Below are 21,419 nucleotides of genomic sequence, written 5' to 3'. Positions count from 1 at the left end.
CTGGGGGAGCCTGATGCGGCCGCGATACGGCTCGCGTGGCGCCGGTGCGGTTTTGCGCAGTCAATGGCTCGAGCCCTGTCGCCCGGGCGGGCGCCGGGCTTGCAGGCAGGGCGACGGGCGCCTCACTCGACCCGGCGCCATGAACAAGCCCGGGAGATCGCCTCGCCGCGCTCGGCTTCCCGCTCCAGCCTGACGAGAGCTCAAGCCGCCAGCTCCACCTCACGGGCTGCGGCGATCATGACGCCGGCGAGCAGGCCGCAGGCGGCTTGCCAGGCCTCGCGGACCTGAGGCGTGAAGGCCTCGCCCAGGCCCGCCTCCAGCGTCTCGATCAGCGCGTGGCCGACGATCGGATAATGATGCTCCTCGACGCCATAGCCGACATGGCGCCTGGCGAGATCCTGCACGGCGGGCAGGATGGTCTCGGCGCGGGAAAGGCCATGCACGACGAAGCCCAGCGCCGCCATCAGCTTGGCGCCCTGCCTGCTCATGTCCGTTGCGCGAAACAGCCCCTTGAGGCTGGCGTCGATGGCAAACAGCTTCTCGTAGAACAAGGCCGCGGCCGCCTCCTTGATCGGCACGACCTCGCGAAAACTGTCCTGCACAAGCCTGATCTGGTCGGGTGTCATCGGCGTGCTCCTCCGCATTTGCTAGGCTGCAAACATCCGGCGCGAGCGTTTCGCTGGCATGCCGGTTGTGGAGCGGGTGTGTTTCAGGCGTGTGTTGGGCGGGTATCGTGTTGCGGAAACTCCACCTCGGCTGCCATCAGCCGCTTCGCCGCATCCGCCGCGGCGCTGCAATAGCTCTGGTCGCCGTGGATCAGGATCATCACCATGGCGCCCTCGATCAGCAGGAATAGCTCGCGGGCCCGCTCCTTCGGCGACGGCACCTTCGCTTCGGCGAGCAGCATTTCCAGATGACGCTCCATCAGCGCCTTGTGCTGGCGCGCGATCACGCGCGCGGGGTGGCCGGACAGGTCGGCAAGCTCGATCGCCAGCCGGGTGAAGCCGGAGCCCGCCCAGCGCGGCTTGGACGACCACTTGACCAGCCCCTCGAAAAGCTTGTCGATCAGCACGTCCGCGCCGCCCGAAAACTCGATGCCGTAATTCTGGAAGTCGGCGAATGTACGCTCATGCTGCGAAGCGAGCACGGCGGTCAAGAGCGCGTCCTTGCTGTCGAAATGATAGTAGAGCGTGCGCTTGGTGACGCCGGCGGCATCGGCGATCTCGTCCATGCCAACGCGGAAAAAGCCCCGGCGGCGAAACAGCTTGTAAGCCGCCTGGAGGATCTCGGGCCTGGTCTCGTCGGACGCTCTGGGCATGGGGCGCGCTGCCGTTGCCGTAAGTATACTCGCTAGTGAATTTACATCAGCGGCCACGCGACCTTCAATAATCAGCATTCGCTAATATTTTATGGGAGGACGACGATGGAACGAGCAGTCCCCACGCCACTCGATGTTCCGACGGGCATCGTGACTTTGCCCGACGAGATCAGGGCAACATCGGCGGCGCCGCAACTGCTCAAGGGCATGACCTGCATCGAGGACCTGCGCCGGGCCGCGAGCCTCCGCGTGCCGCGCGTCTTCTTCGACTATGCGGAGTCCGGCTCCTATGCCGAGCAGACGCTGCGCGCCAACCGCGCCGACCTGGAGCGCATCACGCTCAAGCAGCGCGTCCTGGTCGATGTCGAGCAGCGCGACACGGCAACCACGATCCTCGGTGAGAAGGTGTCGCTGCCGATAGCCCTTGCACCGATCGGCCTCGGCGGCATGCAATGGGCCGATGGCGAGATCCTCGCCTGCCGGGCGGCAAAAGCCGCGGGCATTCCCTATACGATGAGCACGATGTCGATCTGCTCGATCGAAGATGTGGCGCAAGCTGTCGGCAAGCCATTCTGGTTCCAGCTCTATGTGATGAAGGATCGAGGCTTCGTGCGCTCGCTCATCGAACGCGCCGACGCCGCGCGCTGCAGCGCGCTGGTACTCACGGTCGACCTGCAAGTGCTGGGCCAGCGCCACGCCGATGTCAGGAACGGGCTTTCGGTGCCGCCGGCGCTCAAACTTCGCACGATCGTCGACATCGCCAGCCGCCCGGCCTGGGCGGCCCGCATGCTTTCGGCCAAACGCTGGACCTTCGGCAACCTCGCCGGCCATGTGAAGGGCGAGGACAGCATCAAGGCGGTGGCGGATTGGGTGGCGCATCAGTTCGACGCGACGCTGAGTTGGAGCGATGTCGACTGGATCAGGAGCATCTGGCCGGGCAAGCTGATCCTCAAGGGCATCCTCAATGTCGACGACGCGCGCAGCGCCAGCAGGGCCGGCGCCGACGCCATTGTGGTGTCCAACCATGGCGGCCGGCAGCTTGACGGCGCGCCGTCAACCATCTCGATGCTGCCGAGGATAGCGGACGCGGTGGGCTCCGATGTCGAGATGCTGTTCGACGGCGGCGTGCGCTCAGGCCAGGATCTGATGCGGGCGCTGGCTCTCGGTGCCCGAGCCTGCCTGGTCGGACGCGCCTATATCTACGGCCTCGGCGCCGGCGGCGAGGCGGGCGTGGCGACGGCAATCGACATTCTGCGCAAGGAGTTGTCCGTCACCATGGCGCTGACCGGGACAACGAGCGTCGCGGAGATTGATGGCCGAGTGCTGAATTGAGCCGATCATCTCCCGTTCGCGGCGGGAAGGTGCCGAAGGGCGGCGCTAACGTTAGCCATTCGATATGCACCCCCCGCTGGTCTACCGACCATCTCCCCCCAAGGGGCGCCTTCAGGAGCCCAGCGTCACTTCGCAGGAACGTGGGCCGCCCTACTCGCACTGCCGGCGCGGGCCGCCGTCATAGGGCTGGTAAGTGTTGTCCTGCGGATCGTAGGAGCGATAGCGGCTGAAGCAGGAGTCGATATGGTCTCCCGACATTTGCGGGCCCAACAGCCGATCCCTGGAAGGCTGGTCCTCCGGCAAAATCTCTTCCGGCGGGCCGCCATAAGTCGTCGCGTAGCCGTCCCGTGTCGTGGCGTAGCCTTCCACCTCGGCCTGGTCGTCAGTCACCTCGCCTTGATTGTTCATCCAGGGCTGATCGGGTTGGCGCCCGTCGGTCGAGGCTGTGCGATCGCCGCCCGGATCGAAATAGGGCGAGATGCAGGGGCGAATCTCCCCGCTGTAGGAGCGGTAGCTGTTTTCTTGCGGGCGGTAGCTGCGATAGCGGTGGGCGCACCATTCGAGATGCGCGGCGGGCAATTGTGCCTGCTGGGCCGGCGCCTGCTGCGAAGGCTGTTCAGCCGCATCGGCCTGGCCCGTCTGTGAAGCATTGGGCGGAGAGACCTCGGGCAAGGGCTGCAACTGCCGCGGCGCGGCGGCTTGCGGCGTTGGGAGAGCTGCGGTCTGCGTGGCCGTATCCGCCCCTTTGGCCCCCTCGTCCGCCTTAACGGACGCGCCGGCGGTCTGCTGGGCCGGGATGCGCTCGAGATCCTGCTTCGCCGGATCGACGGGCCTGGCGTCCTTGGTCCAGAGCTCCGAAACGCCGATCGCCGGCGTTGCCTGGCGCACCGGCTTGGCGGCCAGCAGCCAAGTGGCGAAGGCGAGCCCTGAGGCAAACACGGCCAGGGTCAGCACGAAGCCGCCGACGATTCCCAACAATGCCTTCACGCTGCTCTCCTTCGACCCCCGCTATACAATGCGGGGGGCGGGATGGGAGTTCCTCTGCCGCCTCTCGAGATGAGGAACTAGGCGACCACCTCGCCATACTCCCTCACCTTCCCGTCCTGCCCGCGAATCCGCCATGTCTCGCTGTCCCGGCCCTCGATGTGGCTGGGGCCGAGCGGCACCTTGCCGCCGCCATCGGGCAGATCGATGACATAGGTCGGGTTGCAGATGCCGGAGAGGCGCCGGCGCAGTTCCGCGGCCAGCGCCTGGCCCTCGGCAATCGTGGTGCGGCGGTGCGCCATGCCCGGCGCCAGATCACCATGGTGAAGATAGTAAGGTTTTACGCCCAGCCGATAGATCAGCTCGCGGCAGAGCTCTTCCAGCACCTCGACCTTGTCGTTGACGCCCTTCAAGAGAACGCTCTGGTTAAGCAGAACAAAACCCGCCTGACGCATGGTCCGGCAAGCCGTTTCGGTGGCCGGCGTAATCTCGCGCGGGTGGTTGAAGTGGGTGACGACCGTCACCATTAGTCTTCCCTGCAGGGATGCCGTCAGGCCGGGCGTGATGCGCGACGGCAGCGCCACGGGCACGCGGGTGTGGATGCGCAGGAGCCGCACATGCGGGATGGCCTCGATGCGGGCGCGGATTTCGGCGAGCGCCTTGTCGGGCAGCGACAGCGGATCGCCGCCGGTCAGGATCACCTCGCGGATCTCGCTATGTTGGGCGATGTAAGCGAGGGCTGGCTCCAGCGCCTCGCGCGTATAGCCGCGGCCGATCGAAGTCAGCGCCTCCTTGCGAAAACAAAAGCGGCAATAGACCGCGCATTGATAGGTCGGAAACAAGAGCACGCGGTCGGCATGGCGATGGGTCAGCCTGGGCACCGGGCTGAAGGCGTGATCGCCGATCGGATCGCCGAGCTCGCCCTCGGCAGTGATCAATTCGTCCGGCGATGGGATCACCTGCGCGCGGATCGGATCGTTCGGATCGTTCCAGTCGATCAGGTCGAGATAGGCTTTCGGCACGCGCACCTTGTGGGCGGCGGCGGCTTGCTGCGCAGCGGCGCGCTCGGCCGGTGAGAGCGGCAGGGCTGCGAGGTCGCGCACATGGCGCACGCCGGCACGCACGTCGTCCTGCCAGGCGGCGTCGGGTCCGCGCGCGGCTTCCTTGAGATCGGTATCTGAGGTCATTGGGGTCTCGGTACGAACTTGCGCGGGATATCGGCCGGATGGATGGCCGGGTCAATCGTTTTGGTTGCCGCAGAGCGGTGGAGTGGCGCGCGAGACCGGCCGGGCCTGATGCCCGGCTTGTCTCGTGGCTTTGAGCGCGACGAAATTGGCGCTAATTTGGCGCAGGCTTCGGGGGCGAGACGAATGGATTTCAGCGCAGGCCATGGCTACCTTCTCATCGGCGGGCTCATCCTGGTCGGCGCCGGGCTGCTGATCATTTCGCTGATCGTCAATCTGCGCGTGGCGCACAGCGTGCGCGACGAACTGCGCCATCGCGAAAAGCTGCTGGAATATTATCGCAACATCTTTTCGCAGCTAGGCGTGATCCTGATCGGCATCGGCGTTTCGCTGTTCATCTTCTTCTTCCAGCAGAACTATCAGGACCAGCGCAAGCGCGAGACCGAGCTGCAGCAGGTTCTCGCCAAACTGGCGGCGCGCGTTGCCCGCGGCGCCCCCGTCATCGAAACGCTGGGCGAGTTCGACGAGATACTGGATGAGGGCAGCGCCTATGTCGGCCCCGAACACGGCGGAAGCAACGCCGCGATCACCGCCAGGGGAACGGAGCTCGCCAAGCAGGTCGAAAAGATCCTGCTGGTCGAACGTGATGTCGATGTTCGAGACTTCGAAATCCTGAACCTGTCGCGCGACCTCGAAGCCACCTTTGTCGTCAACGAGATCGATCCGACGCTGTGGTTCAACATCGTGCGCGACGAGAACGAGATCAAATACGCGACGACGCAGTTAGCCCTCGACTACAAGGACCTGCATGACGCGATCGGCGACGAGGCGTTGGAGGCCGCGGTCGCCCAGCCCGACAAGGAACCGAAGATCAAGCACGAGGTGCTCGACATCCTCTATGACGCCGACCTGCTGCGCCAGCGCAGCAGGCGGTTTCTCGCCCGCGCCTGCTGGCTCTTCAGCAAGGGCAAGAGTTTCGTCGCCCTTGCACCGGTTGATGCGATCGAGACTGACACCAAATCGCAGCAGGAATGGATCGACCGCGCGAAATCGGTCCTGACGCAGACGAAGTCGGGCAGCGGCGACTGCTTCAAGCTGCTCCGCTACGGGCAGGCATTCTGAGCCCGCTGGTCTTTGCTTGATACATGTCGTTCACCCAGAATCGCCGCACGGCTCTGGGTGAAGCGATCAGTCCCCCACCCGCTGCAGCCTGCCCAGATGATTGTCGTCGAGGAACTCGATCGTCATCGCCGAGGCCTTGCCGTCGGGGCCGACGACGAAGCTCACGCCCGCCGGCCGGTCCGGCGTCTCGGCGTCGGGATGGGTCAGGAACAGATCGCCGTCGAAATGCGTCAGCGAATAGGACCGCGCTCCGGCCGGTCCGACCTCGAGCACAAGGCCGTCGCCCGCGCTCGACACGGTCGCGCCGCCGATGAAGTCATTGCCGTAGCGGCCGGAATAGGCGCTGGCCGGCCGGGCCGGCCTTGGCGGAGACGGAGGCGCGGCATATTCGGCCTTGGCCGCGGCGATCGCCGGACCCAGCATCCCGGCATAGATTCCGTCCCAGGCCTCGACCCAGTCCTTTTCGACTTTTCCGTCGAAGACCAGATCGGCAAAGCTGTCGGACAACCCTTCCGGGACACCGGTCGGGAAGGCGTTCGCAAGGATAACGATGCCAAGCTTCTCCTGCGGAAACAGCGTCGCCACCGTACGCGCGCCGACGCTGAAGGCGCCTGCATGGCCCCAACTGAGGCCGTGCCGGCCGAAGTCAATATTCCAGCCGAGGCCATAGAAAGACTCGCCTCCGGTTACGGGATTGCGGCCGAGCGCCATCTGAGGCAGATGCGTCTGTCGCAGCGCATCGGAAGCAATCAGCGTCCGGCCGGCATAAACCCCGTCGCCGAGCACCAGGCGCATCCATTGCATGAGATCGCGCGCGCTGGAATTCACGCCGCCCGCCGGCGCCTGAGGATCGACATTGCGCTTGACCTTTGCGGCCCAGACGCCGTCGATCCTGACATGCAGCGCGGCGCGATTGGCGCGGCTGATGAAGTCCGCGTGACGGGAGCTGGTCGCGGCCATTCCAAGCGGGCGGTAGAGCTTTTCCTCCGCGACCGTCTCCCAGGGCTTGCCTGTCGGCTTCGCGGCCGCGACGGCACCCTCGGTCAGCCCGAAATTGCTGTAGGAATAGCCGGCGCGAAAGCTCGACGATGGCGACACAAAGCGGAGGCGGCGAAGGATCTCGGCGCGGTCGTAGCCGATGCCCTCGAGGTCGTCTCCGGCAGTGCCGGGAAGGCCGCTGCGATGCGTGAAAAGATCGCGGATGGTGAGTTCGCCGGTGGGATAGGGATCGGCAAGGCGGAAGGCCGGATCGAGATCGGCGATCTTCGAATCCCACGATACGATTCCATCGCTGACAAGCGCGGCCACGACGGTAGCCGAGATCGGCTTCGAGAGGGAGGCGATCTGGAACACCGTGTCAGCGTCGACCAGCTCCGGTCTGCCGGCTTCGCGATGCCCGAAACCCCTGAGGAAGATCACCTTGTCGTCATGCACGACGCCGATGGCAAGGCCGGGGACGGCACCATCGGCGACGGCGGCTTGCGCCAGCGCTTCGAGCTTCGGCAAGGCCGCGGCGATGCGCGCGGGCGTGACGGGATCGGCCGATGCCGCGTGCGGCCAAAGTGCCAGTCCGGCGATGAAGGCCAAAACCGTCAAATGACAGAGATCCCGACCAAGCCGCATAGCGCGCTCCCTTCCCTGCATTCACCCTAAGATTGTACAGGCCGGCACCGGCCTGGCCAAGTCCTGCGCGGCCCTGATCATCCTCCCAATCGACTGGTGTGGCGCCGGGTGCGTCCCTCACCTCTGGGCCTGCGCCCGCCTTAGAAGATCCGGCCGTCCCCGACATCATGGCTGTGCTCTGGACACGAAAGCTTGCGTTCCTTCGCGCCCCCCTCTGTCCTGCCGGACATCTCCCCCCACTTGGGGGGAGATCAGATGTGGCGCCGGCTTTCGCCAATCATCGCGGAAGGCCGGATATTAAATTCGGGTTCTCCCCGGGATTCCGCCACGCAAAAGCCGCCAAGTCAGGCGAAGGCCACAAGGGCTTTGGTTTGAATTGGGGTTATAGAATGCGGCTGGTCTGGGCGTTTTTGTTCGCGCTGGCGAGCGGCGTGGTTTTCGCGGCATCGCCGGAGGACGACTATATCGCCGCGCGCGACAAGGCGATTTCCGACATCGCGGCGCAGGAGAGCTCGAACGCGGAAGTGGAGGCGCTCGATGGCGCCAACACCAAGGCGCTGGCCGATCTGGAAAAGCGTCTTTCCGCCATTCTCGGCCCGCTTGCGGTCAAGGATTTTCCGGCAACCGGCACGATCAATCTGCAGAGCCTGAGCGCCTCCGATATTGGCTTCGGCATGCTGGACGGGCTGCGCTACGCCAAGAGCGATGCCGGCCCGAGCATCGTCGCGACGACCCGCGGGTTGGTCGAGCGCTGGCTGCGGTCCAAGGCTGACGAGGACGATGAAGGCCTGCGGCTGCCCGCCGGCATCGAGGAGGCGCTCAAGCTAGACTCCTTCTATACGCAGGCGATCGGCAGCGACGCCGCATTCGTGAAGACGCTCGACTTTTCACTGAAGAAGCCCGAAGGCGCCGATATCGCCGTCGCGCGGCTCGGCGGCTGGACGCAGGATGTCGGACCGATCTACGACCAGCAGGTCGTCGTCGCGGTCGTCAAGGGCGACCGCGTCCTGGTCGCCGAGGCGCCCGCCTCACCGCCCGTGCCGAAGATCGCGGCCTGCGAGGCGCTTTGGACCGCGGCGGACGCGGCTGCCCAGAAATTTCAGCAGGCCTATCAGAACTCGGACCTGAAGGACCAGCAGGCCTATGATTCCGCCAACGCCGCCTGGGAAAAAGGCGACGGCGATTATCGCGCCTGCATGGGCGAGCGCCTGCCGGGCGATCCGGGCTTCCCGGCACTGCTTGCCGAGGCCCAGCAGCTTGCTGACCGGATGACGGGCAAGTAGGCCCAGAGCGGTGAAGCGCTGAGCTGGCTACACCCTTCGTCAACTCGCGGCGGCTCTCATGTTGCGCCGGCGCCTCGCGGTGGGTCGCGCCGGCTCCACGATATGCCCGTTGGTGACATGCCCATTCGTCACGGGCACAACATCCTGCCGGGCCCGGGCGTCCGTCACCCTGTGCAGCCGCTCATAAGGCAGCAGCTCCTTGATGCGGGCATTCAGCGTCTCGACCTCGGCGCGCAGGTCCTCGCATTCCTGTTTCTGGATATCGAGCTGGATCTGCTCCGACGCCTGCTGCAGCGATAGCTGCGAGAGGTTGGTACTGATCACCGACAAATTCTTCTTGTCCAATTCACTCTCGTTCCTGAGAACGGCAAGCTTCTCTTCCGCGATCTGCCGCTCGGTCACGGCGTCATTCAACTGCGCCCTCAGTCCTGTCGCCTCGGCGACCGCATCGGTCTTGTCGATGGAGGCCTGCTCGAGCCGCGATTGCAGCTCCTGGATTTCGGAGCGCAAGCCGCGCAGCTCTGCCCGGCTCCGCGCCAGCTCCGCCGCGCCATCGCTTTCGGCGATGCGGGCGGCTTCGGCTGTCTCGGCAAGCTTGGCCTGCGTCGTCTCCAACGATTTCTGCAGCCGGGCCTCCTCCTTCTCGTGGCTGCCGAGCTGGGCCACAAGTTCGGCAATCCGCGTGGCTTCGTTGGCGTGGGTCGCCGCGAACTCGTCGAATTTGTGCCGGGCCTCGGCCTCGCGCTTTTGCGCCTGCTCCAGCTCGATCGAAAGCCCGACCTGCTTCTCGCGCAGCAGCTTGTTCTCGACAGCGCGCCTGTCGGCTTCGACGGTCTTGGCCGTCAGGGTCTTGACGATCTCACCGAACTCAGCCTCGCGCCTGGCGCTCTCATTGCCCATCTCGACCATTTCGAGCCGCACCGCTGCAAGCGCCTCGCGCAGCGACTCCCTGTCCTGGACGAGACTTGCCTCGCGCTGCTGCCAGGCCTCGGCCGCGCCGTCGCGTTCGCGCTGCTTGCGCGTAGCGTCAAGCAATTGTTCCGACAAGGCCTTGTGTTCGGCGCCCAGAGCGGCGTTCTCCAGCTCCAGCTCATTGGCGCGCAGCGCATCGCGATGCAGGGCGTTCAGGATATCGCGCGTCATGTGGTGCGCTGTGGCGATCTCGGCCAGCCTTGACCCGATCTCCTCCAGATGACCCTGTCCGTCGCGGAAGAGTCCGGAAACGGCTTCCAAGGCGGCCAACCGTGTCTGGGTGTGCGGCGTCAGCCGGGAGGCGGAAGCCTCGGACTGAGTCTCGCCCGGCGGATCCTCCTCGCTTGCCGCCAGGTCGGCGGCAGAATCGTATCCCGGGGACGTCTCTTCGTCAGCCGAAAGACATTCTTCGAAAGCCTCTGCCAGATCCGACTGGAGCTCTTGAAATTCCTTGTCTACGTCCTCGGCCCGTTTGATCAGGGATTTGAAATTCATAACGGCACACCTCTTACGCTCACACCCGCCGTATTACTTAACGAATTGCTAATCTAGCCCTTAACGTTCCGTACGGGAAGCCTGACCAAAAGAAGGAAGGAATTAAGGTTATCGCGGATTTCCAGAGGCTTGCGCGGTGTTCCGTCAGCGGCATCTGCGCTTAGCGCGGTAAACGGTTAGAATGGCCTGCGTCGGCCGCACGTCATCGAGCCGCAAGCGAGCACCTGGCGCCCGCTGCGGGCGGATCACTCGTTGGAAAGGGAGCCGTTCCACGCTCCAGCCAGCACCTACGCCAGCGTTGGCCGTTCCATCTAGCGCCGAGGTTCCGTCATGCCGCAGGGGCCGGACCCGTCGGTCCAACCCCTGCATCCAGGCATCAGCTCTTGATTTCGATACGCTTGGCCTGCGACTGCGCCTTCGCGGTCTTGGGCAGCATTACCGTCAGCACGCCGTTCTTGAAGCGGGCATCGATCTTGTCTTCTTCGATCTCGTAGCCCAGCGGGATTCGACGCTCGAAGCGGCCATAGATGCGCTCGGAGAACTGCCGCTCCTTGTCCTCCGTCTCGGAGCGCTTTTCACCCTTCAGCGTCAGCACGCCATCATCAAGCAGCACCTCGATGTCCTTCTCGTCCAGGCCCGGGACTTCGGCCGCCACCTTGATCTCCTTCTCGTTGTCGGAGATCTCAACGCTCGGCCAGCCGGCACCAAAGGCTGATACGCCGCCTAGGGACGGCAAGCCGGAACCGAAACCCCGGAAGACGTCGTCGAACAGCCGATTCACCTCGCGCTGCAGCGACAGGAAAGGATCGCGTTCGCCGTCGCGGAAGACACTTGGAACCTGGTTACCATTGTTTCGGCCCCAGGGAATCAGATCACGAACACTCATTTTTTTCCTCCTTTCTGTTCATCCGGAAGACAAGGCCCACAAGCGCCGGGAACATCACCCGGCGCTTGGCGCAAAGCGCGGCGAGAAGGCTCAGGCCGCCTTGTTGTCGGCCTCGATTTTCTTTGTCGCGGCCTTTGGCGATGATTTGTCCGCCGTGATCTCGATCCGGCGCGGCTTCATTTCTTCCGGGATCTCGCGTTTGAGGTCGATTGTCAGCAGACCGTTGACGAGGCTCGCATCGACGACCTTGACGTGATCGGCAAGCTCGAAGCGACGCTGGAATGCGCGGCCGGCAATGCCGCGATGCAGGTACTCGCCGTTGTCCTCGCCTGCCTTTTGGCCAGAAACCATCAGCATGTTCTGCTCCTGGGTAATGGCCAGTTCGTCCTGGCTGAAGCCTGCCAGGGCCATGGTGATGCGGTAGTCGTCCTCGCCGCTCTTGGCGATATCGTAGGGCGGCCAGTTATCAGCGGTTTCGATGCGGCTTGCGGTCTCGAGCGCGTTCAGCATTCGATCGAAGCCGATGCTCGACCGGAACAGGGGAGAAAAGTCAAAACTGGTTCTCATAGCTACATCCTCCATTGAGCAACATAGATACGAGGAGCGCCAAGGCAGCGGCGCTCCTTGACCTTGCCGGCCACTTCAGGCGCCGGCAGGTTCGATTTGGGAATTGATTCCTTTGCCGTCAAGAGGTCCGAGGCGCGCCCGTCAAAGCTGCATAATTACCCTTGTTTTCACGGCGCTAGCACTCGGCTGTTGCGAGTGCCAAAAAATTTCTTGCGGCCTCTTGAAACCGGCGCGTGCAAAACCAAATCCACATGCGCGAGGCCGAAAGGATCGCGAGCCCCGCTCCGGTCCTTCCGGTCCGGAGTGGAGGAACCTCTCAAAATCTGTTTGTCCCGAAGGAGAACGATATGAAGTTCCATCCATTGCATGACCGCGTTCTGGTCCGCCGCGTCGAGGCCGAGGAGAAGACGGCCGGCGGCATCATCATCCCGGACACGGCGAAGGAGAAGCCGCAGGAAGGCGAGATCATCGCCGTCGGTTCCGGCGCGCGCGACGAGAGCGGCAAGCTCATTCCCCTCGACGTCAAAGTCGGCGACCGCATCCTGTTCGGCAAGTGGTCCGGCACCGAGATCAAGCTCAACGGTGAAGACCTGCTCATTATGAAGGAAAGCGACGTGATGGGTGTGGTCGAGCAGACATCGGCGTTGGGAAAAGCGGCTTGAACCGGCCCAACCCGATCGGTCAATGAAAGGTGCCTGCTGAAGGAGTGTTCCAATGGCTGCCAAGGAAGTGAAATTCCATTCCGACGCCCGCGACCGCATGTTGCGCGGCGTCAACATCCTCGCCGACGCGGTGAAGGTCACGCTCGGCCCTAAGGGCCGCAATGTCGTCATCGACAAGTCGTTCGGCGCTCCGCGCATCACCAAGGACGGCGTCACTGTCGCCAAGGAGATCGAGCTCGAGGACAAGTTCGAGAACATGGGCGCGCAGATGGTGCGCGAGGTCGCCTCGAAAACCAGCGATATCGCCGGCGACGGCACGACCACCGCGACCGTTCTCGCCCAGGCCATCGTCAGGGAAGGTGCCAAGGCCGTTGCCGCCGGCATGAATCCCATGGATCTGAAGCGCGGCATCGACAAAGCCGTCGAGGCTATTGTTCAGGAGTTGAAGACCAACGCCCGCAAGGTGACCAGAAATGACGAGATCGCCCAGGTCGGCACGATTTCGGCCAATGGTGATGCCGAGATCGGCCGTTTCCTTGCTGAGGCGATGCAGAAGGTCGGCAACGAGGGCGTCATCACCGTCGAGGAAGCCAAGACCGCCGACACCGAGCTGGAAGTGGTCGAAGGCATGCAGTTCGATCGCGGTTATCTCTCGCCTTACTTCATCACCAATCAGGATAAGATGCGCGTCGAGCTCGAAGAGCCCTATGTGCTGATCCACGAGAAGAAGCTTTCCAACCTGCAGGCGCTGCTGCCGGTTCTGGAGGCGGTGGTTCAGTCGGCGAAGCCCCTGCTCATCATCGCGGAGGATGTCGAGGGCGAGGCGCTCGCGACGCTGGTGGTCAACAAGCTGCGCGGCGGCCTGAAGGTTGCGGCCGTCAAGGCTCCGGGCTTCGGCGACCGCCGCAAGGCCATGCTGGAGGACATCGCCATCCTCACCGGCGGCACCGCTATCAGCGAGGATCTCGGCATCAAGCTTGAGAACGTCACGCTGGAGATGCTCGGCCGCACCAAGAAAGTGGTGGTCGAGAAGGAGAACACCACGATCGTCGATGGCGCCGGCAAGAAGGAGGAGATCCAGGGCCGCGTCGCGCAGATCAAGGCGCAAATCGAGGAGACCACCTCGGACTACGATCGCGAGAAGCTGCAGGAGCGTCTGGCCAAGCTCGCCGGCGGCGTGGCTGTGATCCGCGTCGGCGGTTCGACGGAGGTCGAGGTCAGGGAGCGCAAGGACCGCGTCGACGATGCCATGCATGCGACGCGCGCGGCGGTCGAGGAAGGCATTCTTCCGGGCGGCGGCGTGGCGCTGCTCAGGGCCGCCAATGCGCTCGACGCGGTGGCTGCCGACAACCCCGACCAGAGATACGGCGTCGACATCGTGCGGCGCGCCATCGAGGCGCCGGCGCGTCAGATCGCCGAGAACAGCGGGGCGGAAGGCTCGATCATCGTCGGCAAGCTGCGCGAGAAGACCGATTTCGCCTATGGCTGGAACGCCCAGACCGGCGAATATGGCGATCTTTTCAGCCAGGGCGTTATCGATCCGGCCAAGGTCGTGCGCACCGCGCTGCAGGATGCAGCCTCGATCGCCGGCCTGCTCGTCACCACCGAGGCGATGGTCGCCGAGAAGCCGAAGAAAGAAGCGGCACCCGCCATGCCCGCCGGCGCCGGCATGGACTTCTAGGACGCTGGGGAGGCGCGGCGCCGACACAGCCAATCTCCCCCGACAGGGTTCAATTGGGGGAGATTGGTCGGCAGGGCAAAAGGGAGCGCGAGGGAAACGGCACCCTTCTGAATTGACAAGAACCGGAAAAGCGAGAAAGCACTCCGCGACAGATCGGCTGGCGGGACGCGCCCCCTTTGTCCTGTCGGACATCTCCCCTCATCGGCGGCGATCGGCAGCTTCGACACGCCGCGGCGCGACGGGCCAGAGTTACTATGTGGGAAGATTCTGAATGACGACGGATACCAAGACGACGGAAACCAGGACATTCGAGGCGGATGTCTCGCGGCTGCTGCACATGATGGTGCATTCGGTCTATTCGGACCGGGACGTCTTCCTGCGCGAGCTGATCTCCAACGGCGCGGACGCGTGCGAGAAGCTGCGCTTCGAAGCGATCACCCGTCCCGAGCTGCTGGGCGAGGACGCAAAGCCGCGCATCACCATTTCGGCCGACCCCGACAACAAGCAGCTTGCCGTCGAGGACAACGGCATCGGCATGGGCCGCGAGGAGATGGCCGAGGCTCTGGGCACCATCGCACGCTCCGGCACCCGTGCCTTCATCGAGCGCGTCGAGGCCGGCAAGGCGACTGAGGACTCGCAACTCATCGGCCAGTTCGGCGTCGGCTTCTACTCCGCTTTCATGGTGGCCGATCATGTCGATGTCATCAGCCGGCAGGCCGGCAGCGAGGAAGCCTGGCGCTGGTCTTCCGACGGCAAGGGCACCTACGAGATCGCTCCCGTGCCGCTTGCGGCAGCTCCCAGGCGCGGCACGCGCGTCGTGCTGCATCTGATGGACGATGCGAGTTCCTACACCACGCCTTACCGGCTCGAAGGGCTGGCGAAGTCGCAGTCCGGCCACGTGCCGGTGCCGATCACGCTTGTTGAGAAGCCGGGCGCCGAGCCGCGCGATGTCGCCGACGGCACGGCGCTCTGGGTGAGGCCGAAGAGCGACATAAAGCCCGAGGAATATACCGACTTCTACCGCAGCATCGCCGGCCAGTATGACGAGCCGGCCGCCACCATCCACTTCCGCGCCGAGGGTCGGCACGAATACAGCGCGCTTGCCTTCGTGCCGGGCTCGCGTCCGTTCGATCTCTTCGACCAGGACCGCAAGGGTCGTATGAAGCTCTACGTGCGGCGCGTCTTCATCACCGACGATGCCGACGTGTTGCCGCGCTATCTGCGCTTCGTGCGCGGCCTGGTCGATTCCGCCGATCTGCCGCTCAACGTCTCGCGCGAGATGATCCAGGAAAGCCCGCTGCTCGCCGCGATCCGCAAGGGTGTCACCAACCGCGTCCTCGGCGATCTTGGCAAACTCGCCGATAACGATGCCGAGGCCTACGCCAAGATCTGGGAGAATTTCGGCGTCGTGCTCAAGGAAGGCATCTACGAGGACTACGAGCGGCGCGAGCAGCTGCTGAAGCTCGCCCGCTTCCGCTCGACCGCTTCCGGCGAGACGCTGCGCAGCCTGGCCGATTATGTCGCCGCGATGAAGGAAGGGCAGAAGGCGATCTTCTTCATGGCCGGGGAAGACCGCGCCCGGCTCGAGGTCTCGCCGCAGCTCGAAGGGTTCCGGGCGCGCGGCATCGAAGTGCTGCTTTTGACCGATCCGGTCGACAGTTTCTGGACGACGATGGCGCCGGAATTCGACGGCAAGCCGTTCAAATCGGTGACGCAGGGCGCGGCCGAACTGTCGGAGATCCCGCTGCTCGACACCGCGTCCAAGCCGGATGCCGAAATCTCGTCCGAAATCGCGACCTTCCTGGCCTTCGTGAAGACGGCGCTGGGAGACGAGGTCTCGGACGTGAAGGCCTCCGACCGCCTGACCGAAAGCGCGGTCTGCCTGGTCGCACCGGAGCACGGTCCCGACCGCCAGTTCGAGCGGCTGCTCAACGCCGCCGGCCGCCTCGACAAGGCGGCCAAGCCGATCCTCGAGATCAACCCGCGGCACGAGCGCGTCACGGCGCTGGCGAAGCTCGGCGACGGCGAGCGCGCTTTCAAGGAAGACGCCGCGCATCTGCTTTACGACGAGGCGCGCGTGCTGGACGGCGACAAGCCGGCCGATGCCAGGGCGTTTTCGGCGCGGCTTGCTCGCCTGATCGAGCGCGGTTTGGCGAGGGAGTAGTGGGGGCGTTGGGCGCCTCACGAAGCCCGGATCCTGCCGTGACTTCTCACGAGGAGGCGGCGCAAGGGTGAGATCGGTCGCGATCCTTCGCGCCCCCCTCTGTCCTGCCGACGGGTCAAGGCTTCTCCACGCTACTACGCTCGGAGGTCAGAGCGCCGCCCTACCCCCTCAGCCCCGGTGCCTCTTGCCCCGTCCTGGCGACATATTCCGTATAGCCGCCGCCATAGGTGTGGATGCCATCCGGCGTGAGCTCCAGCACGCGGTTCGATAGTGCGGACAGGAAATGGCGGTCGTGCGAGACGAACAGCATCGTGCCTTCATATTGCGCCAGCGCCTCGATCAGCATCTGCTTGGTCGCCATGTCGAGGTGGTTGGTCGGCTCGTCGAGCACCAGAAGGTTCGGCGGATCGAACAGCATCAGCGCCATGACCAGCCTTGCCTTCTCGCCGCCCGAGAGCACGCGGCACTTCTTCTCGATCTCGTCGCCGGAAAAGCCGAAGCAGCCGGCTAAAGCCCTGAGCGGCGCCTGGCCGGCCTGCGGGAAATTGTCTTCCAGCGTCTGAAACACGGTGCGCTCGCCGTCGAGCAGTTCCATGGCGTGCTGGGCGAAATAGCCCATCTTGACGCTCGGACCGCGCGCCACCGAGCCCTCATCCGGCTCGGAGGCGCCGGCCACGAGCTTCAAAAGCGTCGACTTGCCGGCGCCGTTGACGCCCATCACGCACCAGCGCTCGCGGCGGCGGATCTGGAAGTCGAGGCCGGCATAGATCGAGCGGCTGCCATAGGATTTGTGGATGCCCTTCAGCGTCGCCACGTCCTCGCCGCAGCGCGGCGCAGGCTGGAACTCGAAGGCCACCGTCTGGCGACGCTTGGGCGGCTCGACGCGGTCGATCTTGTCGAGCTTCTTCACCCGGCTCTGCACCTGGGCGGCGTGCGAGGCGCGCGCCTTGAAGCGCTCGATGAAGGCGATCTCCTTGGCAAGCATCGCCTGCTGGCGGTCGAACTGCGCCTGCAGCTGCTTGTCGGCCAGCGCCCGCTGCTCCTGGTAGAATTCGTAATTGCCGGAATAGGAGGTGAGCGCGCCGGCGTCGATCTCGATCACCTTCGAAACGATGCGGTTCATGAACTCGCGGTCATGCGAGGTCATCAGCAGCGCGCCGTCATAGTCCTTGAGGAATTTCTCCAGCCAGATCAGGCTCTCAAGATCGAGATGGTTGCTCGGCTCGTCGAGCAGCATGACGTCGGGCCGCATCAGCAGGATACGGGCGAGCGCGACGCGCATCTTCCAGCCGCCGGAGAGTTTTGCAACGTCGCCGTCCATCATCTCCTGGGAGAAGCCGAGGCCGTCGAGCACCTCGCGGGCGCGGCCGTCGAGCGCATAGCCGTCGAGTTCCTCGAAGCGGTGCTGCAACTCGCCATAGCGCTCGATGATCGCGTCCATCTCGTCGGCGCGGTCGGGATCGCCCATGGCGTGCTCGAGCTCGCGCATCTCAGCTGCGACGGCGCTCACCGGGCCGGCGCCTTCCATCACCTCGGCGACGGCGCTCATCCCCTCCATGTCACCGACATCCTGGCTGAAATAGCCGATGGTAACGCCGCGATCGACTGAGACTTGGCCTTCGTCCGGCTGCTCCTGGCCGATGATCATGCGGAAGAGCGTCGTCTTGCCGGCGCCGTTCGGGCCGACGAGGCCGACCTTCTCGCCCTTCTGCAGGGCGGCCGAGGCTTCGATGAAGACGATCTGACGGCCGTTCTGCTTGCCGATATTTTCGAGACGGATCATGGGGCGGTCCGGGAAACTGCGCTGAGATGGCGGGATTTGCCCGGGGCATACGCGAATGAGGCTGCGGAGGGAAGAGGCAGAAGCGCCGCATCCGCGCGCTCGGCTATTCCTTCGAGGCAGAACCCAGCCGCGGTGAAATTGATTGGCGTCGCCGACCGATCGAGCGCTTAGTGCTGGAGCCAACCACTTGATGGGCTCTGGCAAGGGAGGTCAACCATGGCCATGTACCTGACGCGCTTCAGCTACACGCCCGAGACCTGGGCGCGAATGATCGAAAACCCCGAGGATCGCCGCAAGGCAGCCAGCTCATACATAGAATCGGTCGGCGGAAAGCTGCACGGGTTCTGGTACGCGTTCGGCGAACACGACGGGTGGAACCTGTGGGAGGCGCCGGACAATGTTTCGATGGCGTCCGTCGTGCTCGCCATCGGTGCCGGAGGGGCACTCAGCTCCTGCGAGACCACCGTCCTCCTCAGCGTCGAGGAGACGATGGACGCGCTAAGCAGGGCGAAAGCGATCCGTTATCGGCGGCCTGGAACGTAGAGCCGAGAAAAGCCGCCTCGGAGGGGTGTCACCTCGCGTCGTGGAAGATGATACCGAGCGTATGTCGCCTGCCCGAGCGCAGGCGGCTGACGCCGTGGCGCAGGTTGACGCGATAGTAACCTCGCGTGCCCTCCACGGGCCGGTTGTGCACGGCGAAGATCACCGCGTCGCCGCGCTTGAGCGGCACCACCTCGGCGCGGCTCTGCATGCGCGGGCGCTGCTCGGTCAGCACGAATTCGCCGCCGGTGAAATCCTTGCCGGGTTCGGAGAGCAGGATCGCCACCTGCAGCGGAAAGGCGAGCGCGCCATAGAGATCCTGGTGCAGACAGTTGAAGTCGCCGGGGCCGTATTGCAGCAGAAGCGGCGTCGGCTTGGTTTGGCCCTCGTCGTGGCTACGCTTTAGGAAGGCGGCGTGGTCGGAAGGGTAACGGAGCGCGGCGCCCATCTTCTCGTTCCAGTCATTGGCGACGCCGGCGAGCCATGGATAAAGCGCAGTGCGCAGGCCCTCGATCAGATCAGGCAGCGGATAACGGAAATAGCGGTACTCGCCCCTGCCGAAGCCATGGCGCGCCATCACCACATGGCTGCGGAAATGTTCTTCGTGCGGATAGAGCGCGGCGATTTCGGCGCATTCCTCCGGCGAAAGCAGGCCGGGCACGACAGCGCAGCCCTGGGCGTTGAGCTCGGAGACGAGCGCGCGCCAGTCCTGCGCGGCGACACGGGATTCGGCGGAGCGTCCGGCGCGTTTGGTGTTGAGGGAATGGACAGTCATGAGCGCCTCCTTTGATGCCATCAAAGTGGGGCGGAGGCGAAGCGGCGGCCACCCGATTCCTGCGGAAATGGCGCGACCTTTACGGCGAACCAGCCGCAACGAAGCCCGAGCGGCCCTGCGCGCGGCGGAATGCCTGCTGCAGGCGCGGGTTGAGGCGCACCGCGTCGCGGCCGGCCTGGATGGTCCGCTCGACCTGCTCCGGCGTCAGCCTCAGCCGGGTCGGGATGACGTTCAGCGCGGCTGCCTCGTATGGCGGCAGGTCGGCGAAGGAGACCAGTTCAACCACCATCTGAACGTCGCGGCACTTCCAGCCGGACAGGCCGCCGCGGTAGCGCGCTACCGCCGCCGCCGGCAGGCTGCAGCGATATTTGACCAGCTTTTCGCGCCACAGCCGGAATTCGAGCTTGAGGGAATCGAATTCGTCGCGCACCGAGGACGCGATCGAGGTGCCGGCGGTGGCGTCGATCATGTCGACCAGGCCCGGCCCCTGCTTGACCTTGACCCAGTCGGGTTCTTTCCTGCGGCCCGCATCGGCAACGATCATGATCAGCGTTCGCATCCTCACCGCCGCCTGCGGCGACAACGGGCTGTGCGGACTGACGGCGATGTCGAGCGATTCCGCGAAGCCGACCACCGCGATGTTGTCGGTCAATCCGCCGTCGAGCAGCTTGATGTAGTTGACGCGGTCGTTGTTCTGGTAGGACTCCATGGCGCGAGCCGCGGCCTTGACCCGTTCCGGTGCCTCCGGATCGTTGAGACCGCGTTCGATCCAGTCCGGCTGCTTGTAGTTGCATCTGGTTGTCGGCGTGGTCGTCGAGACGACAACCGGCGCGAACACCGCGGGGAACGCCGCCGAGGCCGCCACCGCATCGGCGATACGAAGCTTGTCGAGATCGCTGCAGATGGCCGCGAAGCGGTCGTAGGTGAAGCCGAAGGCCGTGCCGTTGTAGATGTCGGATGCGTGGATCCAGACCAGCGGGGCGCCGGGACGTCTGAAGGCGCTGTAAGTGGCACCGTCGAACAGGTTCCTGTCCAGCCACGCAGCAAAGGTGCTGCGGTCGTTGACGCCGCCTTTCCACAGCCGCGCCAGATTGGCCGGAGCGAGCTTGGCGGTGTGCAGCGAGCTCTCGGCATCGCGCAGCAAGAAGCGCTCGCGAAGCTCGCGGTAACCACGCCCTTTGTAGCCGAGATAGGCCGCCGTCACCGCACCGCCAGAAACGCCGCCGACGACGCGCACCTCGTCGATCAGCGTATGCGCTCGCCCGCCGCTGCCGACCATGACAGCGTCGAGCGCCCGAAGCACGCCATAGCTGAAGGCGGTGGCGCGCGTGCCGCCGCCAGAGAAGGACAGCGCGACCACGGTCGACCCGTCGGCGGGAGCATCGGGAATGTAGTCCGGCGAGCCAGGCCCGACTTGCGTCACATGGGTGTTGATGGGCTCGACATCATTGGCGACACATCCGGCCAGCAGCGCTGCTGCCAACACAAGCAAGCCCACACGCCAACGCATCGAGGTCCCCCCGATCGCCCGTTCCCGGCCTCAGTCTATGCGCAGCAGGCAGAGCAAGGCAACGGCCAGCCCCGGGGTCCTTCACCTCAAGCGTTCCGGCGGTACCCCTCCAGTTCCGGATCGAGATCCACCTTCACTCCATTGGTGAAGACGCAGGTCGCCACCATGATGCCGGCGAAGGCGACGAGGTTGACGAGCAGCGTTTCGTCGTAGCGCGCCTTCAGCGCGGCCCAGGTCTCGTCGGCAACGGCATTGGCGTCGGCGGCGAGCGCCGTGCCGAAGGACATCAGCAGCGCTTCGTCCGGGCTGGGTTCGATCGCGTCCGGATCGAGGCCGGAGTCGATCAGCGCGCGGCGGAAGAAGGTAACCGGGATCTCGGCGCGCATCGTCTCGGCGATCGCCTTCGAAAACAGCCAGATCGCCCGGTCGTCGAGCGTCGGACGCAGGAGATCGCGCAGCGTGAACCATTCGGCGTAGATGCGGTGCGCGGCCGCATGACCAACATGAAGCGCATCCTGCTTCACTCCCCGGCCGCGCA

The 21,419-nt window shown here is 64.8% G+C and carries 19 protein-coding genes; 7 read left to right on the top strand and 12 right to left on the bottom strand.

Features of this window, described 5'->3' with window-relative positions; all coding sequences use genetic code 11:
- Nucleotides 1-200 precede the first annotated feature (200 nt).
- The gene (locus tag EOA49_RS15570) at nt 201-626 is read right to left on the bottom strand and encodes a globin family protein (protein ID WP_127240553.1); all 426 of its coding nucleotides are present in this window, start codon (nt 624-626) and stop codon (nt 201-203) included.
- 83 nt (nt 627-709) lie between these two features.
- Nucleotides 710-1,318, bottom strand: coding sequence for a TetR/AcrR family transcriptional regulator (locus EOA49_RS15565; RefSeq protein WP_164746757.1), 609 nt, complete (start codon nt 1,316-1,318; stop codon nt 710-712).
- Between the two features lie 207 nt (nt 1,319-1,525).
- On the opposite strand from EOA49_RS15565, the gene EOA49_RS15560 reads away from it, so the two are divergent.
- A complete protein-coding gene (locus EOA49_RS15560; RefSeq protein WP_164746758.1) occupies nt 1,526-2,650 on the top strand; it encodes an alpha-hydroxy acid oxidase in 1,125 nt (374 codons plus the stop codon).
- Nucleotides 2,651-2,800: 150 nt separating this feature from the next.
- Here the strand turns inward: EOA49_RS15560 and EOA49_RS15555 are convergent, their stop codons facing one another.
- Complete coding sequence (locus EOA49_RS15555) at nt 2,801-3,637, bottom strand: BA14K family protein (RefSeq protein WP_127240555.1); 837 nt, start codon at nt 3,635-3,637, stop codon at nt 2,801-2,803.
- Nucleotides 3,638-3,714: 77 nt separating this feature from the next.
- Nucleotides 3,715-4,821, bottom strand: coding sequence for a KamA family radical SAM protein (locus EOA49_RS15550; protein ID WP_127240556.1), 1,107 nt, complete (start codon nt 4,819-4,821; stop codon nt 3,715-3,717).
- A gap of 183 nt (nt 4,822-5,004) precedes the next feature.
- Between EOA49_RS15550 and EOA49_RS15545 the strand changes: the two genes are divergently transcribed.
- Nucleotides 5,005-5,940, top strand: coding sequence for a hypothetical protein (locus EOA49_RS15545; RefSeq protein ID WP_127240557.1), 936 nt, complete (start codon nt 5,005-5,007; stop codon nt 5,938-5,940).
- A gap of 66 nt (nt 5,941-6,006) precedes the next feature.
- On the opposite strand, the gene EOA49_RS15540 is transcribed toward EOA49_RS15545, so the two are convergent.
- Entirely contained in the window at nt 6,007-7,563 is a 1,557-nt protein-coding gene (locus tag EOA49_RS15540; protein WP_127240558.1) for a serine hydrolase, read from the bottom strand.
- A 389-nt stretch (nt 7,564-7,952) separates the two neighbouring features.
- Here EOA49_RS15540 and EOA49_RS15535 point away from each other — a divergent pair, with 389 nt between their 5' ends.
- Nucleotides 7,953-8,846: a hypothetical protein gene (locus EOA49_RS15535; protein WP_127240559.1), complete on the top strand. Its 894-nt coding sequence runs from the start codon at nt 7,953-7,955 to the stop codon at nt 8,844-8,846.
- Nucleotides 8,847-8,885: 39 nt separating this feature from the next.
- Here the strand turns inward: EOA49_RS15535 and EOA49_RS15530 are convergent, their stop codons facing one another.
- From EOA49_RS15530 to EOA49_RS15520, 3 genes are all read right to left on the bottom strand, one after another.
- A complete protein-coding gene (locus EOA49_RS15530; protein ID WP_127243239.1) occupies nt 8,886-10,313 on the bottom strand; it encodes a hypothetical protein in 1,428 nt (475 codons plus the stop codon).
- Nucleotides 10,314-10,689: 376 nt separating this feature from the next.
- The gene (locus tag EOA49_RS15525; protein ID WP_095824636.1) at nt 10,690-11,199 is read right to left on the bottom strand and encodes an Hsp20/alpha crystallin family protein; all 510 of its coding nucleotides are present in this window, start codon (nt 11,197-11,199) and stop codon (nt 10,690-10,692) included.
- A 90-nt stretch (nt 11,200-11,289) separates the two neighbouring features.
- Complete coding sequence (locus tag EOA49_RS15520; RefSeq protein ID WP_066992873.1) at nt 11,290-11,766, bottom strand: Hsp20 family protein; 477 nt, start codon at nt 11,764-11,766, stop codon at nt 11,290-11,292.
- A gap of 347 nt (nt 11,767-12,113) precedes the next feature.
- Here EOA49_RS15520 and groES point away from each other — a divergent pair, with 347 nt between their 5' ends.
- The 3 genes from groES to htpG all read left to right on the top strand — a co-directional run bounded on the left by groES (nt 12,114) and on the right by htpG (nt 16,273).
- Nucleotides 12,114-12,428 carry a co-chaperone GroES gene (gene groES / locus EOA49_RS15515; protein WP_066992870.1) on the top strand — a complete coding sequence of 105 codons (315 nt, stop codon included), beginning with the start codon at nt 12,114-12,116 and terminating at the stop codon, nt 12,426-12,428.
- A gap of 52 nt (nt 12,429-12,480) precedes the next feature.
- A complete protein-coding gene (gene groL / locus EOA49_RS15510; protein ID WP_066992865.1) occupies nt 12,481-14,109 on the top strand; it encodes a chaperonin GroEL in 1,629 nt (542 codons plus the stop codon).
- Between the two features lie 271 nt (nt 14,110-14,380).
- On the top strand, nt 14,381-16,273 hold the full coding sequence (gene htpG, locus EOA49_RS15505; protein WP_067321997.1) for a molecular chaperone HtpG: 1,893 nt from the start codon (nt 14,381-14,383) through the stop codon (nt 16,271-16,273).
- A 160-nt stretch (nt 16,274-16,433) separates the two neighbouring features.
- On the opposite strand, the gene EOA49_RS15500 is transcribed toward htpG, so the two are convergent.
- The gene (locus EOA49_RS15500; protein ID WP_095824639.1) at nt 16,434-18,056 is read right to left on the bottom strand and encodes an ABC-F family ATP-binding cassette domain-containing protein; all 1,623 of its coding nucleotides are present in this window, start codon (nt 18,054-18,056) and stop codon (nt 16,434-16,436) included.
- A 216-nt stretch (nt 18,057-18,272) separates the two neighbouring features.
- Between EOA49_RS15500 and EOA49_RS15495 the strand changes: the two genes are divergently transcribed.
- On the top strand, nt 18,273-18,599 hold the full coding sequence (locus EOA49_RS15495; protein WP_164747035.1) for a GYD domain-containing protein: 327 nt from the start codon (nt 18,273-18,275) through the stop codon (nt 18,597-18,599).
- 28 nt (nt 18,600-18,627) lie between these two features.
- Here EOA49_RS15495 and EOA49_RS15490 read toward each other — a convergent pair whose 3' ends face one another.
- The 3 genes from EOA49_RS15490 to EOA49_RS15480 all read right to left on the bottom strand — a co-directional run.
- Nucleotides 18,628-19,371: a 2OG-Fe(II) oxygenase gene (locus EOA49_RS15490; RefSeq protein ID WP_095801579.1), complete on the bottom strand. Its 744-nt coding sequence runs from the start codon at nt 19,369-19,371 to the stop codon at nt 18,628-18,630.
- A 79-nt stretch (nt 19,372-19,450) separates the two neighbouring features.
- Nucleotides 19,451-20,881, bottom strand: coding sequence for a patatin-like phospholipase family protein (locus EOA49_RS15485; protein ID WP_127243238.1), 1,431 nt, complete (start codon nt 20,879-20,881; stop codon nt 19,451-19,453).
- 86 nt (nt 20,882-20,967) lie between these two features.
- A partial coding sequence (locus EOA49_RS15480) for a hypothetical protein (protein ID WP_127243237.1) occupies nt 20,968-21,419 on the bottom strand: 452 nt, incomplete at its 5' end.

This window comes from Mesorhizobium sp. M1A.F.Ca.IN.020.04.1.1 (assembly GCF_003997315.1).
In the GTDB taxonomy this organism is placed as follows: Bacteria; Pseudomonadota; Alphaproteobacteria; order Rhizobiales; family Rhizobiaceae; genus Mesorhizobium.
This window is presented reverse-complemented; position numbering and strand designations above follow the sequence as displayed.